The organism is Streptomyces avermitilis MA-4680 = NBRC 14893 (genome assembly GCF_000009765.2).
GTDB classification, from domain to species: Bacteria; Actinomycetota; Actinomycetes; order Streptomycetales; family Streptomycetaceae; genus Streptomyces; species Streptomyces avermitilis.
On the sequence record NC_003155.5, the window covers coordinates 2523369 to 2540002 of the forward strand.

The window sequence follows — 16634 nt, forward strand, 5'->3', positions numbered from 1 at the left end:
CCCCGCGATTCGTGCTGAGATGCCGCCACCACTCAACAGCTCAATGGCGTGCTCGGGGAGGGCAACGTGGCGCATACCGCCATGTCTGGTCACGGAACGACTGCAGGGGACGATCCACTCCAGACCGCGGTATGGCGGCTGCGCTCGCGCGCCTGCTGGGCCGACGCGGCCGCGCTGCTCGAACCGCGCACCGCGGGCGCCTCGCTCCAGCGGGCCGCGCTGCTCGTCGAGCGGTGCCTCTACACCGAGCAGGGCTGGCAGGAGGCCGAGGACGCGCTGCGCACGGCCGAGGCGCAGGCCCGGAGCGACGACGAGCGGGGCGCGGCGGCCTGTGAGCGCGGGCAGCTCGCGTACGCGGCCACGCTGCTCGGGGTGCGCGACCGGGCCGACGAGGCGCGGGCCGCGCTCGGCCGGGCGGCCGCGCTGATCGCGCCCGGCGCTCCCGGCCGGGCGCTGCTGGACTTCCGGCGGGGGCTGCTCGCCGAGAACCTGGCACGCTCCCCGCAGGCCGCCCGCGCCGCCTACCGCCGGGCCCACGCGGGCGCCACGGCCCACAACGACCCGCTGCTGCTGTCCTTCACCTGGCGTCATCTGGCCGGACTCGCCCTGCGCGACGGTGAGCTGGCCGAGGCGCGGCACGGCTTCGGCGAATCGCTGCGCATCCGCGAGGAGTTGGGCTACCTCGTCGGTACGGCCCCGGCACTGGCGTCGCTGGCCGACGCGGAGACGGAGCCGGAGGCGTCACGCCTGCGCGCCGAGGCGGGACGGCTGTTCCGGCTCCTGGGGGGCGTACCGACCTGGCTGGCCCGGCAGTTGACGCCACCGGCGGCCACGGCGTAGGTGTGCCGTCCCGGCCGCGGGTGACGGGATCCAGGGTCTGTCCGGTCTGATCCGCCGGACAGGTCCTGGCGGTCCTAGCCGTTCCGGGTGTCAGCCCACAGGCCCTGGACGTAGGCGCCCAGGTTCTGGGCGAACGTCCAGAGTTCGGCGCGGAGTCCGGGGTTCTCGGCCAGGAGGACGACTACGGCCACGAGGAGCAGGAGCTTCAGCACACCGGCGAGACCGGAAGCGGGGCGGCCCCGGTTCCGGCGGCGCCGGCGGTCGTACTGGGCCGCGTTGTTACTGAAGACCTGCTGGTTCGTTCGCAACTGGTTCTGCCAGGCAATCTGCTGGCCAGGGTTGGGAACCATCGTCACTCACCCCCGAGGGATTCGGCCGCCTTGTGAACGGGGACACATGAGCGGCCGAGGAGCGGGTTCCCCCGGGGCGCGGGCCGTTACCGCGCGTCGACGCAACCGTGACACCGGCTCGGTGAACGGCACATACCGGCTACCCGCCCGCGAAGTGCTCCCGCACCAGGGACTGCACCACGACGAGGTCCTGCGCGATCAGCGCGTCCAGCAGTGCCGTGTGCTCGGCGGCGTCGGCGAGCAGGTCGGCGCGGCCCCGCGAGACCGGGCCGCCGACGAGGGGCCACTGGGCGCGGCGGTGCAGGTCGTCCGCGATCCGCACCAGCTGCTCGTTGCCGGCGAGCGCGAGTACCGCCCGGTGGAAGGCGCGGTCGGTCTCGGCGTACGTCGCGCGACAGCCGGTGGACGCGGCCCGCACACTCGCCTCGGCGAGCGGCCGCAGCTCGGCCCACTGCCCCGCGGACACCGTACGGGCCAGCCGCAGCATCACCGGGACCTCGATCAGTCCCCGGATCTCGGCGAGTTCGGCCAGCTCGCGGGCCCCACGCACGACGACGCGGAACCCGCGGTTGGGTACGACCTCGACGGCACCCTCGAGCGCGAGCTGCTGCATCGCCTCCCGCACCGGCGTCGCGGACACCCCGAACCGCTCACCGAGGACGGGCGCCGAGTACACCTCGCCCGGCGCCAGTTCCCCCGCGACCAGCGCGGTGCGCAGGGCGTCGAGGACCTGGCCGCGGACGGAGGCCCGCTGGACGACGGGCCGCGCGGCCTGGGCGACGGGCAGGGGCGGCTCGCCGTGGGTGTGCTCACCGCGCGCCGAGCCACCGGCCGCGGCGGCGCCCCGGTCACGTTCCCGGTCGCGGGCGCGGTCACGTTCCCGGTCTCGCTCGCGTTCCCGGTCGCGCTCGCGACCCACCTCGGCGGCCCGTGGCTGCGGCGGCACCCGAACGGCCGCCTTGCCCATGTCCGGAATTCCGGTCCCGGGGGAACCGTGCATGTCACGCGGGCGCGGACCGGCCTGCTCCACGGGCTCCTCCTCCGGACTTGACTGATCTCGACAGTACTTGGCGCACTTGGCCCACTTGGGATCATTGCGGCGGTTGTTACCGCCCGTAAAGCACCATAAGCGCAGCGGGCGGGAGTTCAAACCCGATCAGCTTGGATAAGGTAAGCCTTACCTGTCAACGATCGTGAAGTCGGTGGTCCCCGCATGCCCTCGCCCGTCGCGGATGCCTACGCAAGGCTGACCGAGGCCTTTCCCGGGCTGGCGGTCACGGAGCTCGACCCCGGGGAAGCGGCCCCCGAGGGCGACGGCTGGGCCTCCGCCGCCCTGCTCGCGGCGGGCGGGACCGGCCTCGACGCCTTCCTGGCCTGGGACGAGGCGCAGGTCCTGAGGGACTACGGACAGCGGGGGCGCCCGGACGTCGTGGCCGGCTTCGGACTGCACCGGTACGCCTGGCCGGCCTGTCTGCTGATCACCGTCCCGTGGTTCCTGGGGCGCCGGGTACCGCGCCTGCCTGTGGAGCACGTCACGTTCCAGCGCACCCTCGGCCGCATGGCGATACGGGTCACGGAGTTCGCCTGCCTGCCGGACGATCCGGCGGCCGGACTGCCCGGCGCCCGCGTCGTACCGGACGAGCAGGCCCTGCGGGCCGAGGTACGGGCGGCGGTCACGGAACATCTGGAGCCGGTCCTCGGGGGCTTCGGTCCGCGTATGCGGCGGCGCGGGCGTGCCCTGTGGGGCATGGCGACCGACGAGGTCGCCGAGGGGCTCTGGTACGTCGCCCACCTGCTCGGCGAGGAGGAGCGCGCCGTCCGGGAGCTGGAACTGCTGCTGCCGGGCGCGACCCGGCCGTACGTCGGCTCGGCCGCGTTCCGTGAGCTGACCGGACCGAACGGCGAGGCGCTGCCCACCCGCGACCGCGCGAGCTGCTGCCTCTTCTACACGCTGCGCCCCGAGGACACCTGCCTGACCTGCCCGCGCACCTGCGACACGGACCGGATCGCGCGACTCACGGCGGTCGCATCGCCAAGTTGACTGCTGAGGCGCTCAGTTGACGGACACTCAGACAAGGGACACCCCGTCATCCCGTAAGATCGGCGCCGACCGAGACCCCGCGCGGACTACAGGCAATTCACAACTTCCTCACTTGCCACGGGAACTTTCCGCGGAACCATCCGTACGGGTAGTCTTATTCGCACTCAACTCCCGTCCCTCGCGCGGCAGTTCGAGCAGAATGTCGCCCTGCGCATCCCCTTGCACTCCCTTGGCGGCCTCTTGCCCCGAAACCCCCTGAGGGCCAACGGGAGTGGGCCACTATGGCGGGCGTTACGCCCTATCCCAATGCAAGGGACCCCAGATGAGATTGACCGACATATCGCTGAACTGGTTGCTTCCGGGCGCCGTACTGCTCCTGGGCATGCTGGCGGCGGTGGCCGTGCTCGCGCGTGGCAAGCGGTCCGGGGAGAGCTCGACGAATGCCGACGACTCGTGGGAGCGCAGCGAGGAGCGCCGCAGGCGCAAGGAGGCCATCTACGGCACGGCCTCGTACGTACTGCTGTTCTGCTGCGCCGCGGTCGCCGCGGCGCTCTCCTTCCACGGTCTGGTCGGCTTCGGCGAGCAGAACCTCGGCCTCACCGACGGCTGGCAGTATCTGGTCCCGTTCGGCCTGGACGGCGCGGCCATGTTCTGCTCCGTGCTCGCGGTGCGCGAGGCCAGCCACGGTGACGCGGCCCTCGGCTCCCGGATACTCGTGTGGACGTTCGCGGCCGCGGCGGCCTGGTTCAACTGGGTGCACGCCCCCCGAGGTATCGACCACGCGGGAGCCCCGCAGTTCTTCTCCGGAATGTCGCTGTCGGCCGCGGTGCTCTTCGACCGCGCGCTGAAGCAGACCCGCCGCGCCGCCCTGCGTGAGCAGGGCCTGGTGCCGCGTCCGCTGCCGCAGATCCGCATCGTCCGCTGGCTGCGGGCGCCCCGTGAGACGTACAGCGCCTGGTCGCTGATGCTCCTGGAGAACGTGCGCACGCTGGACGAGGCCGTCGAGGAGGTCCGTGAGGACCGCCGCCAGAAGGAGCAGAACCGACTGCGCCGCCGGGAGCAGGAGCGGGTCGAGCGGGCGCACCTCAAGGCGCTCAGCCGCGGCCACCGCGGCCTGCCGGGCCGCGGTGGTGGTGGCGGCGGACGGCAGCTCGAAGCGCCGTCCGTGGAACGCGCGCCCGCCCAGGTCACTTCGGAACCTGCTATATCCACGGAACAGCTGCCCCCCGTACCGTCCCGCCCCTCGCTTCAGCCCGTCCGCAACTCCGCTGACCCGATCACGGTCGACCTCACCGCGGAGGACGACACCATGGCTCTGCCCCGCCTCGACTCCCTGGAGCGCAAGCTCAAGGACCTCGAGCGGCAGTTCGGCTAGTACCGGACTGCGAACACGCGGCAGTTCGGCGTGAACTGCCCACACTGGCACGGGGGCGCAGCCTGTTCAGGCGGCGCCCCCGTCCAGTTCGAACCACACCGCCTTACCCACCCCGTGCGCCCGCACGCCCCACGCGTCCGCGAGGGACTGCACCAGGAGCAGCCCTCTGCCGTGCGTACCGTCGTCGGCGTTCGGTACCCGCGGTATCGGCCTGCGCCCCACGAAGTCCCGCACCTCCACGCGTAGTCCGCGCGGGGAGACGGTGGCCGTCAGGACGGCGTCATGGTCGGTGTGGATGAGCGCGTTGGTGACGAGCTCGCTCGTGAGCAGCTCCGCTATCTCGGACTTCTCCGGCCTTCCCCAGTGCCTGAGCAGCTCCCGCAGGGCCCGTCGGGCCTCGGGCACCGCCCGTAGATCCGCCCGTGCCAGCCTGCGCCTGAGCTGCGTCCCCCCTGGCTGGTCCGTCGTGCTGTCGGCCGATTCCTCCACTGTCTTTGCCGAGGAGGCCCCGATTGCCACGGGACCGCCCCCTCGCGCCTGCCTCTTCATGACCCCCGCCCGGACGTGGATGTCGAATCCCCTCCTGCTCGAACACGTTCACGGGGATCCATGCCCCGTCCGGAACGTGCCAGTCATGTCGAATAGTCAACGACCGAACGTACGGGCGCGGACACGCTCCGCTCGTGCGGGGGTCGGGGCCGCCCGGTGGAGGCGGGCCGATGGGGGGAGGCACCGGGCGGCGCTGGGCAGCACGGTTCGGCCGCTGGTTCGTCCGCGAGGACGGGCACGGCGTCGTGCCTACGTCGCCGGGTGTCGCACTGACCGTACGGGATCGGCCCAACTGCCGAGTTCGGGCTGACGACGAGGCCGTAGCCGAGGGGCTCCGCCCGACGATGTGCGGAGCCGTCCGCGGCCGTGGAGGGCAGGCGTCCGCACGGCACACGGGAGGGGCCCCGCCCGGTGCCGACGTTGCGTCGGTCTGAACCGGGCGGGGCCTGGGTCGCTCTGTGCCGCGGGGCGGCCGAACGCCGGCTGCTCGCGGACTACTTGCCGGACACTGGCCGACCAGGCCGGGGCCGACCTCCTGCCGACTACTTGCCGGCTACTTGCCGCCGATCCCCTTCGTTCCGATGTGGAAGATCTTGTGGCTCCTGGTCATGTCGACGATGAGCTTGGTCGTCCTCTTGTCGCCCCAGGTCAGCGTGACGGCGGCTTCCGTGTGGTCCGCGGTGCCGTTGTCGGTCACCTTCCACCGGACCGGGACGTTCTGGGCGCGCAGGACGCCGTCCGCGTGGTTCTTGTCCTCCCACGCCTTCAACTCCTTGAGGTAGGAGGCGCTCACGTAGTACTTCCGGAGCGCGTCCACCAGCTTGCCGCCGTTGTCAGGGTCGCTCTGCGCGTCGATGTAGGCGCCGTAGAAGTCGGCGATCCGGGTCACCGAGTCCGACGGCTTGCCGCTGATCGACCGCGGCTGATCCGTGCCGGCGGACGCCTGTGCCGAGGCGGTGAGCCCCAGCGGCAGGGCGAGAGCGGCGGCGAGTCCGACGGCCAGGGCGGCGCGGCGGGCGGGTCGGCGGGCGGTGGTGCTGTTCATTTCGTGTGTCCCCGTTTCTCGTTGGTGCTTCGGTGCTGCGCCGGGTCAGCAGGGATTGCTGTGCCGGGTCAGTAGAGCTTGTTGACGGCGGTGGTCGTCGTCTTCTTGAAGGCGGTCACCGGCGCGTCGGTGAAGTCGCCCAGCTGCGCCCACTCGACGACCGTGACGGCCCTCCCGTCCCGGCCGACCGAGAACAGGTGGATGTCGCCGGCGCCCCAGGAGGTGGCGGTGTGGAGGCCGTACACATGGGCGCCCTCCTCGACCGGCAGCCTGCCGTAGTCCTTCAGCACGGCGTCGGTCTCCGGGTCGGACCGCTCGATCCGCGTCGCGCACGACCGGATGTCCTGGTTCAGCCTGGCGGTGCGGCCCTTGGCCGTGGCCTCGTCGCCGAGCACCATGGTGAGCTGCCGTGCGCTGGTGTCGAGGTCGGTCCGGTACGCGCGATACCGGGAGTCGTCGCCCGGCAGCGCCGCGTCCAGGCAGAGCCGCAGCTCGTCCGGTACGCCGTCCGTGACCTTGCCCGCCGTCCAGGAGGAGGTCGGATGCGGCGGCAGTTCGGCGGCCGAGAGGAACGCGGGCGAGCCGCCTCCCCGTATCGCCGCGCCGGCCGGGCCGGCGACCGCCGTGCCGAGCACGAGGCCCGCGGCGGTGAGTGCGGTGAGCGCCGCGACTCGGACGCGCTTGGTCATGGGTGTCCCCCGTATCTGTGTGCATGGGTGTCGGATGCCGTCGCGACGGCCCGTTCGCGGGCTGCCGTCGGGAGGTCGGTCCGGCGGCGGTCGGTACGACACCAAGAGCATCGGCCGTCCCGTCCGGCATCCGCAACAGCTGACGGAGGATCCGCCGGGGTGGAACCGTCCCAGCCCTTCTGACGTGCACATATATGGAGTGCCTGGGATGCCGTCCCGGGACGGGGCAGGTCCGTCGGCGCAGACCTCCACGGCCGTGGTCCTGGAGGCACTCAGGGTGCGGGTGATCGGGCGCGACGCCCCCGCCCGACCGTCCGCTCGCTCGCGGGCGCTGACAGCGAGAAGACGATCCCGGCGATGCGCATGCCCTACCGGGTGTCCGCGCAGGACCCCGAGGTGCTGCTGGTCAAGGCCCGGACCGAGAGCTGCGACTGCCGCTGGAGGACGCGGCACGTTCCGCTGCCTAAGGACGCGGCACGTTCCGCAGGTTGGAGCGGGCCATCTGCACCATCCGGCCGACCCCGCCGTCCAGGACCATCTTCGACGCGGACAGCGCGAAGCCCGTCACCATCTCCGCGCTGATCTTCGGCGGGATGGACAGGGCGTTGGGGTCGGTCACGATGTCGACGAGGGCCGGTCCCTTGTGCCTGAAGGCGTCCTTCAGGGCGCCCGCGAGTTGCTTGGGCTTCTCGACCCGCACGCCGTACGCCCCACACGCTCTGGCGACGGCCGCGAAGTCGGGGTTCTTGTTCGTGGTGCCGTACGAGGGCAGCCCGGCCACCAGCATCTCCAACTCGACCATGCTCAAGGAGGAGTTGTTGAACAGTACGACCTTCACCGGCAGGTCGTACTGGACGAGGGTGAGGAAGTCGCCCATCAGCATGGCGAATCCACCGTCGCCGGACATCGAGACGACCTGCCGGTTCCGGTCGGTGAACTGGGCGCCGATCGCCATCGGCAGCGCGTTCGCCATGGAGCCGTGCGAGAACGAGCCGATGACGCGGCGGCGTCCGTTGGGCGAGATGTAGCGGGCCGCCCAGACATTGCACATCCCGGTGTCGACGGTGAACACCGCGTCCTCGGCGGCCAGTTCGTCGAGCACGGAGGCCACGTACTCGGGGTGGATCGGAACGTGCTTCTCGACCTTCCGCGTGTACGCCTTGATGACACCTTCGAGCGCGTCCGCGTGCTTCTTCAGCATCTTGTCGAGGAAGCGCCGGTTCTCCTTGGGCTTCACCCGCGGGATCAGACAGCGCAGGGTCTCCCGCACATCGCCCCAGACGGCGAGGTCCAACTTCGAGCGCCGGCCGAGGCGTTCGGGGCGGACGTCGACCTGTGCGATCTTCACATCGGTGGGGAGGAAGGCGTTGTACGGGAAGTCGGTGCCGAGCAGGATCAGCAGATCGCACTCGTTGGTGGCCTCGTAGGCGGCACCGTAGCCGAGGAGCCCGCTCATGCCGACGTCGTACGGGTTGTCGTACTGGATCCACTCCTTGCCCCGCAGCGCGTGCCCGACCGGGGACTTGATCTTCTCGGCGAACTCCATGACCTCGGCGTGCGCACCCGCCGTGCCGCTGCCGCAGAAGAGGGTGACCTTGTCGGCCGCGTCGATCAACGCGACGAGCTTGTCGATCTCGGTGTCGCCGGGCCGGACCGTGGGCCGGGAGGTCACGAGGGCGGTCTCGACGGCCTTGTCCGGGGCGGGCTCGGAGGCGACGTCGCCGGGGAGGGTGACGACGCTGACGCCGGACTGACCCACCGCGTGCTGGATGGCGGACTGCAGCAGCCTCGGCATCTGCTTCGGGTTGGAGATCATCTCGCTGTAGTGACTGCACTCGCGGAAGAGCTGGTCGGGATGGGTCTCCTGGAAGAATCCGAGGCCGATCTCGCTGGAGGGGATGTGCGAGGCGAGGGCGAGGACCGGCGCCATGGAGCGGTGGGCGTCGTACAGGCCGTTGATGAGGTGGAGGTTCCCGGGGCCGCAGGAGCCGGCGCAGGCGGCGAGCTTGCCGGTGATCTGCGCCTCCGCGCCCGCGGCGAAGGCGGCGGTCCCCTCGTGCCGGACGTGGATCCAGTCGATGGCGGAGTTGCGCCGAATGGCGTCGACGACCGGGTTGAGACTGTCACCCACCACCCCGTACAGGCGATTGACGCCCGCGCGGACGAGGATGTCGACAAACTGCTCGGCGACGTTCTGTTTGGCCATGGACCCATGCACCCCTTCTGTCTCCTTGGGTCCATCAATCCACAGCGACCGCGATCACGCCTCCCAAACGGCGGCCGCTGTCCGGTCGTCGGCGTACCCCTTGACCCGGACCTGGGTGTCCGCGAGGAAGGCGGCGAGGCCGGGCGGCCCGCCGTTCGACCAGCGTGCGGTCAGGTGCTCGGCGAGTCGCGGCTCCCCGCGCAGGGGCTCGGCGAGGCCGCCGCTGCACAGCAGGAGCGTGTCCCCCGGATGGGCTACGGAGGCGCGGAAGCGGAAGGGGTCGCGGGGCGGTTCGACGGGGGTGCCTCCCTGCTCGAGCGAAGCCGAGAGCCGGGGGGACGGTTCGTACGGGCTCGGCGGCGTCGTGATGCCGAGGTCCATGGTGAGCCGGTCGCCCTCGGGGGTCTCCGACGGGAGCGAGCCGAATCCGACCACGGCTTCCCCGGTCGCGTCGGCGACATGCGGCTCGATGTCCTGCCATGCGCCGTCCCGCAGCCGGAACAGTCCGCCGGCGCCGACGCCGAAGAAGACGCGCGTACGGCATTCGGGGTCGGCCGGCAGCAGGAGACAGCGCAGCGTGGCGGAGTACTCCTCGGGCTCGACGCCCTGCTCCGCGGCGCTGGCGCGCAGCTTGCCGAGGCTGCGGTCGGTGAGCCGGTGCAGGCCCGACTTCAGGTCGCCGCGCCGGGCGGCCCGGATGTCCTCGGCGAGCCGGGCATGACTGCGTCCCACGGCTCGCCCGATCCAGTGGCAGGCCTCTGCGGCCGCCCGGTGCGCGCCGGGCGTGGCCCGCGCTCCGGTGGCCATGGCGACGAGGAGGAGCGCCTGGTCGCCCACGCCGAAGCGGGCGGTGAGCAGGGAGTCGCGGCGCGGCTCGCCCCGGTAGCGCGCCGAGTCGCCGCGCGCGGAGACGGCGCGCAGCGTGCAGGACCCGTAACGGGCGCCGTCCAGCACGGTGTCCGCGACCAGGTCGTCGAGGTCGTCCGGGTCGGCGGCCGGGAGGGCGGTGGGTTCGGCGTCGTAGGTGGGTGGCCCGGAGCCGATGTGGTCGACCGGCGGCGGCTCGTGGACGACGGTGAGGGTGGGGTCGCGCGGGGGGAGGTCGGGGAGCGGCGGGAGGCCGGGGGCTTCCACTGGCGGGGGCGGCGCGGCGGCGCGAGCCAATGACGGCGGGGGGAGGTCGGGGAGTTCCGGTGGCGGGGGTGGCGCGTCGGTGGGGGCCGGCGCCTCGGTGGGGGCCAGGGACGGCGGGCCGACGGGCGGCGCCGGCGGGCGGAGCCTGCCCAGTTCGGCCTCCACTGGTGGGGGCGGGGCGTCGCTGGGGGACAAGGCCTCGGCCGGGGCCGGTTGCGGCGGGCCGATGGGCGAGGGCGGTACTGGAGGACGCGGCTTGACCGGCTCGCCCGGCCTGGCCGGGGCCGAACGGCCGGGATTCACCGGCTCGACGCCGCCTTCCCCGGCCGGGGAAGGCGGGGGCGCGTCCGGGCGGAGCCCCGGGGGCCGCCGTCCGGGCGGGAAGGTCGCGGGGCCCGGCGGACGGGCGGACGGGGGTTCCCAAGGGGCGGGGTCGCGGGCCGGGACGTCGCGTCGCGGCGGATCGGCGTGGCGTCCGCCGGAACCGACGGCTCCCCCAGCGCCCCCTGCTTCCCCTGAGGCGTCAGCTCCCCCTGCTCCCCCTGAGGCGTCGGCCGCTCCGGTCCCCCGCGTCGCGGCGCCGGCGTGCCGCCCGGGGGATCCGCTCCCCCGCGCCGGGGCAGCGGGGGATTCGCTTCCCCGCGCCGGGGCAGCGGGTCCGCCACCGGCCCGCTGCTCCGGTACGGACGGCGGCGCCGTCGGTGGTAGCGGGGCACCGGCCGTGTCCCGGGGTGCCGGCTGGCCCACCGTCCCGGCCGCCGAGGCGAAGCGGTCGTCAAGGGAATCGGCGGCGGCCGCCGGTCCCGTGTCCGCCGTGGAGTCGTCGTACAACTGCCCCCACCAGTCGTCCTCGTGACCGGTGGACCTCTCCCCCTGCTGGCTCATGCCGCCAATTGTCCACCGCTCGGGCCGTATGAAAACGGGGCATCCGGAAAAACCGGCCACGCAACTGGTTCCCGAACGGCGTGTCGGGCGACATCTCGAACGACGGTACGAGGCCCGTCACCCGGAAGTGACCGCCGGGCGGTTCCACCCCCCACGGGAGAACCACCCGGCGGCGCCGGAGGGGCCGGGCCCGGCGTATTGCCGGGCCCGAGTCACGTACTGCACGACCGCGACACGTACTGCACGACCGCGTCACGCACCGGACGGCCGACACCGGCGTCCACACCGGCGCCGACGTCGGCCTGGCAGGGCCCGAGTGTGCCCCGCTTTGCTGGGGATCGGCTGTGGTCCGGTCCGTCGCACGCTCCGTCCCACGCTCCGGGAGGTCGCTCCCCGTCCGCGCGGCGGCCGGTGGGCCGGTGTCCGTGCAGGCCAAGCAGGTTCGGGCCGGCACGGGGGTGCGATCGATCCCGCGGTGGCGCCACCTTGGCAGAGTGAAGGGTGGTACAGCGATGATGTGCCGAGGCGGGTTTGCGCCGTGGCCGTTTTCCGCCACGGCGCGGCCGGAAACGAGGCCTCGCACGGGGAGGGATCTTGGGGAGGGACGTCGCCGCATGCTGGGAGCGATAGGTCTGGACGGGGCGCACGAGTCGGCGTACCGCGCACTGGTGTCCATGGGCGCCGCCGACGTGCCCGATCTCGCGCGTCGGCTCACCCTCGGCGAGTACGACACCGAGCGCGCCCTGCGCCGGCTGGAACGGCACGGTCTGGCGGCCCAGTCGTCGGCCCGCCCCGGCCGCTGGGTGGCCGCGCCGCCGGGGGTCGCCCTCGGCGCGCTGCTCACCCAGCAGCGGCACGAGCTGGAGAAGGCGGAGCTGGCGGCCGCGCTGCTCGCCGAGGAGTACCGGGCGCAGGCCACCGAGCCGGCCGTGCACGACCTGGTCGAGGTGGTGATCGGGGCGGCGGCGGTGTCGCAGCGCTTTCTGCAGCTCCAGCTCGGCGCCGGCGACGAGGTGTGCGCGCTGGTCACCGGCACCCCGGTCGCCGTCTCCGGAATGGAGAACGACGCGGAGAAGCAGGCCGCCGACCGTGGCGTGGCCTACCGCGTGGTGCTCGAGCGGGAGGTCCTCGACCAGCCGACCGGGATCGTCGAACTGTCGGCCGCACTGGGCCGGGACGAACAGGTGCGGGTCGTGGACAAGGTGCCGACCAAGCTGGTGATCGCCGACCGGACGCTGGCGATGGTGCCGCTCACCTCGCACGCCGCGGAACCGGCCGCGCTGGTGGTGCACGCGAGCGGCCTGCTGGAGCTGCTGTCCGGCTTGTTCGAGTCGGTGTGGCGGGGGGCGCTGCCGCTGCGGTTGAGCGCCGGTGGCGCGGTCGACGAACAGGAGGCCGACGGCCCCGACAGCACCGATCTGGAGGTCCTGTCGCTGCTGCTCGCCGGGCTGACCGACGCGAGCGTCGCCAAACAGCTGGATCTGGGCCTGCGGACGGTGCAGCGCCGGGTGAAGCGGCTGATGGAGCTGACCGGCGTGACGACACGGCTCCAGCTGGGGTGGCACGCGTACGAGAAGGGCTGGGTGGCGCGCGACTGACCTGCGGTTTCCCGTGGGGTCCGGCAGGCTGGGCAGATGGGAGCGTGGAAACTCCTGCCGGTCGGCGTGGTGCTGCTGCTCGGCCTGGCCGGAGTGCTGGTGCCCGGGGTGCCGGGGTCGTGGCTCGTCTGGGCCGCGGTCCTTTGGTGGACGCTGAAGGACCCCCAGCCCCTCGCCTGGGGCGTTCTCGTGGGTGCCACGCTGGTTCTGCTGCTGTCCCGGGCGATCCGCTGGTCCCTGCCGCCACGTCGGCTGCGGGAGAGCGGCGCCACTCCCCGCATGGGGGCGTTCGCGGGGATCGGCGCGCTGCTCGGTTTCGTTCTGCTGCCGGTGATCGGCGCGATACCCGGCTTCATGGGCGGCATCTACCTCTCCGAACGGCTACGGCTCGGCCGGCACCAGGAGGCCGTGGCGGCGACGCGGACCGCGATGCGTTCGGGCGGCTCCAGCGTGCTGACGGAGCTGTTCGCCTGCCTGCTGGTCGCGGGCGCGTGGCTGGGCGCGGTGCTCTGGGGCTGAGTGCGGTCTCTGGAGCAGAGTGCGGTCTTGGAGCTGAGTGCGGTCTCTGGAGCAGAGTCCGGAGCGTCGGCGGAGCCGATACATCGGACCCGTCCCGGGTGCGGGTGCGCCGGGGCGGAACGACCCACTGGGAGCGGCCGGTCGGCTTCTCATCGCCACTCGGTCAGCGTCGCGAGGTCGATCGTGTCGGCCAGCGCCTGCATTCCCCGGTCGTTGAAGTGGAGGTGGTCGCCGGGGTCGTAGGCGGGGCGGATGCGGTTCGGGTTCGCGGGGTCACGGACGGCGGCGTCGAAGTCGGCGACCCCGTCGAAGACCCTGCCGGTGCGCAGGAGCGCGTTGACCGCCTGGCGTGCCTTCTCACCGGCTCCGGTGAAGGAACTGTGGCCGCCGTACGGGGTGATGGTCGCGCCGATGACGCGGATGCCCCGGGCGTGCGCGCGGGACACGATCGTCCGGTACGCCCGCTCGAAGGCACCCGGATCCGTCTGCGCGGGCGTGCCCTTGATGTCGTTGATGCCCTCCAGGACGATGACCGCGCGCACCCCGGAGCGGAGAAGGGCGTCGGCGTCGAGGCGGGCCAGGGCGCTGGGGCCCACGCCGTCGAGGAGGACGCGGTTGCCGGAGATGCCGGCGTTCAGCACACCGAGCCGGCGGTTCGGCGGCAGCGCGCGCAGGCGGGCGGCGAGACGGTCGGGCCAGCGGCGGTTGGCGCTGGCGGAGGAGCCGGTGCCGTCGGTGAGGGAGTCCCCGAGCGCGACCACGCTGCCGATGGCCGTGGTGCCGAGGACGTCGACGCCGGTGACGTAGTACCAGTGGGAGACGGTCGTGGTGTACGCGGAGCCGTCGGTGTCGGCGGTCCGGTCGCCGTTCCTGGCGAGGAAGTTGGTCTGGAAGGCCGAGCGGTGGTAGGTCGCGGGACCCGAGTCGGCCGAGGTGTGCACGCTGACGACGAGGTTGGCGTTCGCCGGGACGTTCAGGCGCACGGCGTCGGTGGCCCGCTCCCGGCCCGCCGGAATCGACACGGAGGTGGCGCCCGCGAAGGTGGCGGTGCGCATGGAACCCGGCACGGCGTCGGGACTGCGGGGAGCGCCCGGCCGCTGCAACGCGACGGTGACGGAGTCGAGTTGGAGGGGTGCGGTGCCGAGCCGGTTGGAGATCCGCACGCGCAGCGCCGTGCCGCCGACGCTGGTGTGCACCACGTTGCGGATCGAGGTGCCGGGGAGGGCGGGGGTGGTTCCGGAGGGGGCGGTTTCCCAGGTGCCGGTCCAGCGAGGGGCCGAGGCGGGCGGGGCGACGCCGGAGGCGGTCCCCTCGTCGGCTCCCACCGCCGTAGGGGCGAGCACCAGTGCTGTCACCAGGGCGGCGAGGAGGTGCCGGACCTTGATCGCGCGGGTCATGCGGGCATGATGTCCCACCCCGCCGACCCCTCCGGCGCGGCGTCACGCCATTGGCCGCACCGCACATACGTCCCAGGGTGACCTGGACCTAGGTCGGGAAGCCGATGCGGTGGGGGCGCGTGAGTGTTTGGCTGCTGTCATGACCGAATTCAGCGAGGCCGAGCGCGCGTACCTGAAGTCGCAGCGGCTGGGACGGCTGGCCACCGTCGACGCCCACGGACAGCCGCAGGCGAATCCTGTCGGCTTCTTCCCGCAGGACGACGGGACGATCCTGATCGGGGGCTATGCGATGGGCGGCACGAAGAAGTGGCGCAACCTGCAGAAGAACCCGAAGGTGGCCCTCGTCGTCGACGATGTGATCAGCGTCGAACCGTGGCGGGTTCGCGGCGTGGACATCCGTGGCGAGGCCGAACTCCTCACCGGGCCGCACGACTTGGGTCCGCACTTCAGCGAGGAAGTGATCCGGATTCATCCGCGGCGGATCCACGGCTGGGGGCTCGAGGAGGCCTGAGCGCCGGCCGGCGGACCCGCCCCGGGTGTCATGCCCCTGGGCGACGCTGCCTGCGCCCGTCCGCTACGTGGCCGGCTCGTACGCTGCCGACTCGGCGGCCACCCTCAGGTGTTGGAGTGCGTACGAGCGCCAGGGGCGCCAGGTGTCGGGGACTTCGGCGCCCGGCGGTGCCACGTCCGGGTCGCCGAGGGCACGGGTACGGATGACGGCGGCCGTGTCGTCGTCCATGCCCGGCAGGGCGAGCAGGGTTTGCCGGGCGTCGTCGCGGTCGGCGCCGGCGTCGAGGCGGAGGGTGCCGTCGGCGAGGGCGGCGGTCAGGGCACCGAGTGTGCCGGCCGGTTCGGCCTGTGCGAGCACGGCCGGTTCGGGGAAGACGTGGGTGAGGCTGCCGCTGGGGGCGTCGAGTGTCTTCCCGTACCGCCGTACCAGCCGCTCGGCCTCCGCCGTGCCCACCAGCGCGCGTACGGCCAGCTCGTCCGGGTCGGCCGTGCCCGGCGAGCGCAGGCCGGGACGGGCGGCGACGAGCGGACCGAGCCGGGGGTCCTGGCCCAGGCGTTCGTCGACGGCGTACGGATCGGCGTCGAGGTCGAACAGTCGCCGCAGCCGCTGAACGGCGGTGGTGAGGTCGCGCGGGTCGGTGAGGCGCAGGCGGGCGTCGAGCCAGCCGCCGTGGTGGGCCGGGGTACGGGGCGCGGGAGCGCCGGGGCGCTCGTCGACGGCCACGATTCCGGTGCCGTACGGAAGGCGGAGGGTCCGGCGGTAGGTGCGCCGGCCGCGCGGACCGTTCATCTCCTCGATGCCCGGCACGGTCTCGCGGGCGAGGAGGTCGAAGACGGCGATGGCCTGGTACGGGCCCCGGTGGGCGAGCCGGAGCGGGATCCCGGCGGAGGGGGCGGCGCCGCGGCGGGCGGGCGGTCCGCCCCGGGGCGCGGCGGCGCGCAGCTCACTGGGCGTGGCCGCGTACACCGCCCTGATGGTGTCGTTGAACTGCCGCACGCTGGCGAACCCGGCCGCGAACGCGATCTCGGTGATGGACAGGCCGGTGGTCTGCAACAGGACGCGCGCGGTGTGGGCGCGCTGGGCGCGGGCGAGGGCGACGGGTCCGGCGCCGACCTCGGCGGTGAGTTGCCGCTGCACCTGGCGGGCGCTGTACCCGAGCCGGACGGCGAGGCCGCCGACGCCCTCTCGGTCGACGACACCGTCCCCGATCATGCGCATGGCGCGGCCGACGACATCGGCCCGTACGTTCCACGCGGCCGAGCCGGGCACGGCGTCCGGGCGGCAGCGGCGGCAGGCCCGGAAACCCGAGCTCTGCGCCGCGGCCGCCGTGGCGTAGTACCGCACGTTCTGCCGCTTCGGCGTCACCGCCGGGCAGCTGGGGCGGCAGTAGATGCCGGTCGTCTCGACGGCGAAGAAGAACTCCCCGTCGAAGCGCGCATCGCGACTGCGCACCGCCTCGTACCTGGTCTCTTCATCGATCACGTCTTCCAGTGTG

General features: G+C 72.9%; 15 protein-coding genes. 6 read left to right on the forward strand and 9 right to left on the reverse strand.

Annotation, left to right across the window (positions count from 1 at the left end; translation table 11 throughout):
- The first annotated feature begins 66 nt into the window (after positions 1-66).
- Positions 67-840, forward strand: a complete 774-nt coding sequence (locus SAVERM_RS10885; RefSeq protein WP_010983511.1) for a hypothetical protein — start codon at positions 67-69, stop codon at positions 838-840.
- Between the two features lie 74 nt (positions 841-914).
- Here the strand turns inward: SAVERM_RS10885 and SAVERM_RS10890 are convergent, their stop codons facing one another.
- Positions 915-1190, reverse strand: a complete 276-nt coding sequence (locus SAVERM_RS10890) for a hypothetical protein (RefSeq protein ID WP_037647271.1) — start codon at positions 1188-1190, stop codon at positions 915-917.
- Between the two features lie 139 nt (positions 1191-1329).
- Positions 1330-2190: a GntR family transcriptional regulator gene (locus SAVERM_RS10895; RefSeq protein WP_037647447.1), complete on the reverse strand. Its 861-nt coding sequence runs from the start codon at positions 2188-2190 to the stop codon at positions 1330-1332.
- 213 nt (positions 2191-2403) lie between these two features.
- Between SAVERM_RS10895 and SAVERM_RS10900 the strand changes: the two genes are divergently transcribed.
- A complete protein-coding gene (locus tag SAVERM_RS10900) occupies positions 2404-3231 on the forward strand; it encodes a (2Fe-2S)-binding protein (protein ID WP_010983514.1) in 828 nt (275 codons plus the stop codon).
- A 322-nt stretch (positions 3232-3553) separates the two neighbouring features.
- Positions 3554-4606 (forward strand): DUF2637 domain-containing protein, encoded by a 1053-nt coding sequence (locus SAVERM_RS10905; RefSeq protein WP_010983515.1) that lies wholly within the window; start codon positions 3554-3556, stop codon positions 4604-4606.
- 66 nt (positions 4607-4672) lie between these two features.
- Here SAVERM_RS10905 and SAVERM_RS10910 read toward each other — a convergent pair whose 3' ends face one another.
- The 5 genes from SAVERM_RS10910 to SAVERM_RS38850 form a co-directional block, all read right to left on the reverse strand.
- A complete protein-coding gene (locus SAVERM_RS10910; RefSeq protein WP_202497354.1) occupies positions 4673-5155 on the reverse strand; it encodes an ATP-binding protein in 483 nt (160 codons plus the stop codon).
- A 553-nt stretch (positions 5156-5708) separates the two neighbouring features.
- On the reverse strand, positions 5709-6200 hold the full coding sequence (locus tag SAVERM_RS10915; protein WP_010983517.1) for a hypothetical protein: 492 nt from the start codon (positions 6198-6200) through the stop codon (positions 5709-5711).
- Between the two features lie 68 nt (positions 6201-6268).
- The gene (locus SAVERM_RS10920; protein ID WP_037647269.1) at positions 6269-6889 is read right to left on the reverse strand and encodes a hypothetical protein; all 621 of its coding nucleotides are present in this window, start codon (positions 6887-6889) and stop codon (positions 6269-6271) included.
- Between the two features lie 463 nt (positions 6890-7352).
- A complete protein-coding gene (locus tag SAVERM_RS10925) occupies positions 7353-9095 on the reverse strand; it encodes a pyruvate dehydrogenase (RefSeq protein ID WP_010983519.1) in 1743 nt (580 codons plus the stop codon).
- A 54-nt stretch (positions 9096-9149) separates the two neighbouring features.
- The gene (locus SAVERM_RS38850) at positions 9150-11174 is read right to left on the reverse strand and encodes a protein phosphatase 2C domain-containing protein (protein WP_010983520.1); all 2025 of its coding nucleotides are present in this window, start codon (positions 11172-11174) and stop codon (positions 9150-9152) included.
- A 554-nt stretch (positions 11175-11728) separates the two neighbouring features.
- On the opposite strand from SAVERM_RS38850, the gene SAVERM_RS10935 reads away from it, so the two are divergent.
- Both SAVERM_RS10935 and SAVERM_RS10940 read left to right on the forward strand, forming a co-directional pair.
- Complete coding sequence (locus tag SAVERM_RS10935; protein ID WP_010983521.1) at positions 11729-12712, forward strand: helix-turn-helix transcriptional regulator; 984 nt, start codon at positions 11729-11731, stop codon at positions 12710-12712.
- A gap of 36 nt (positions 12713-12748) precedes the next feature.
- On the forward strand, positions 12749-13231 hold the full coding sequence (locus SAVERM_RS10940) for a DUF456 domain-containing protein (RefSeq protein WP_010983522.1): 483 nt from the start codon (positions 12749-12751) through the stop codon (positions 13229-13231).
- A gap of 149 nt (positions 13232-13380) precedes the next feature.
- Here SAVERM_RS10940 and SAVERM_RS10945 read toward each other — a convergent pair whose 3' ends face one another.
- The gene (locus tag SAVERM_RS10945; protein WP_037647268.1) at positions 13381-14628 is read right to left on the reverse strand and encodes an SGNH/GDSL hydrolase family protein; all 1248 of its coding nucleotides are present in this window, start codon (positions 14626-14628) and stop codon (positions 13381-13383) included.
- A 139-nt stretch (positions 14629-14767) separates the two neighbouring features.
- On the opposite strand from SAVERM_RS10945, the gene SAVERM_RS10950 reads away from it, so the two are divergent.
- Positions 14768-15139 carry a PPOX class F420-dependent oxidoreductase gene (locus SAVERM_RS10950; RefSeq protein WP_042492930.1) on the forward strand — a complete coding sequence of 124 codons (372 nt, stop codon included), beginning with the start codon at positions 14768-14770 and terminating at the stop codon, positions 15137-15139.
- 63 nt (positions 15140-15202) lie between these two features.
- On the opposite strand, the gene SAVERM_RS10955 is transcribed toward SAVERM_RS10950, so the two are convergent.
- The gene (locus SAVERM_RS10955) at positions 15203-16618 is read right to left on the reverse strand and encodes a DNA-3-methyladenine glycosylase 2 family protein (protein WP_042494329.1); all 1416 of its coding nucleotides are present in this window, start codon (positions 16616-16618) and stop codon (positions 15203-15205) included.
- Positions 16619-16634 lie beyond the last annotated feature (16 nt).

Coding starts and splice junctions, on each gene's coding strand:
- SAVERM_RS10890 (WP_037647271.1), bottom strand. CDS start 1,190: ATGGTTCCCAACCCTGGCCAGCAGATTGCCTGGCAGAACCAGTTGCGA.
- SAVERM_RS10895 (WP_037647447.1), bottom strand. CDS start 2,190: ATGCACGGTTCCCCCGGGACCGGAATTCCGGACATGGGCAAGGCGGCC.
- SAVERM_RS10900 (WP_010983514.1), top strand. CDS start 2,404: ATGCCCTCGCCCGTCGCGGATGCCTACGCAAGGCTGACCGAGGCCTTT.
- SAVERM_RS10905 (WP_010983515.1), top strand. CDS start 3,554: ATGAGATTGACCGACATATCGCTGAACTGGTTGCTTCCGGGCGCCGTA.
- SAVERM_RS10910 (WP_202497354.1), bottom strand. CDS start 5,155: ATGAAGAGGCAGGCGCGAGGGGGCGGTCCCGTGGCAATCGGGGCCTCC.
- SAVERM_RS10915 (WP_010983517.1), bottom strand. CDS start 6,200: ATGAACAGCACCACCGCCCGCCGACCCGCCCGCCGCGCCGCCCTGGCC.
- SAVERM_RS10920 (WP_037647269.1), bottom strand. CDS start 6,889: ATGACCAAGCGCGTCCGAGTCGCGGCGCTCACCGCACTCACCGCCGCG.
- SAVERM_RS10925 (WP_010983519.1), bottom strand. CDS start 9,095: ATGGCCAAACAGAACGTCGCCGAGCAGTTTGTCGACATCCTCGTCCGC.
- SAVERM_RS10935 (WP_010983521.1), top strand. CDS start 11,729: ATGCTGGGAGCGATAGGTCTGGACGGGGCGCACGAGTCGGCGTACCGC.
- SAVERM_RS10940 (WP_010983522.1), top strand. CDS start 12,749: ATGGGAGCGTGGAAACTCCTGCCGGTCGGCGTGGTGCTGCTGCTCGGC.
- SAVERM_RS10945 (WP_037647268.1), bottom strand. CDS start 14,628: ATGACCCGCGCGATCAAGGTCCGGCACCTCCTCGCCGCCCTGGTGACA.
- SAVERM_RS10950 (WP_042492930.1), top strand. CDS start 14,768: ATGACCGAATTCAGCGAGGCCGAGCGCGCGTACCTGAAGTCGCAGCGG.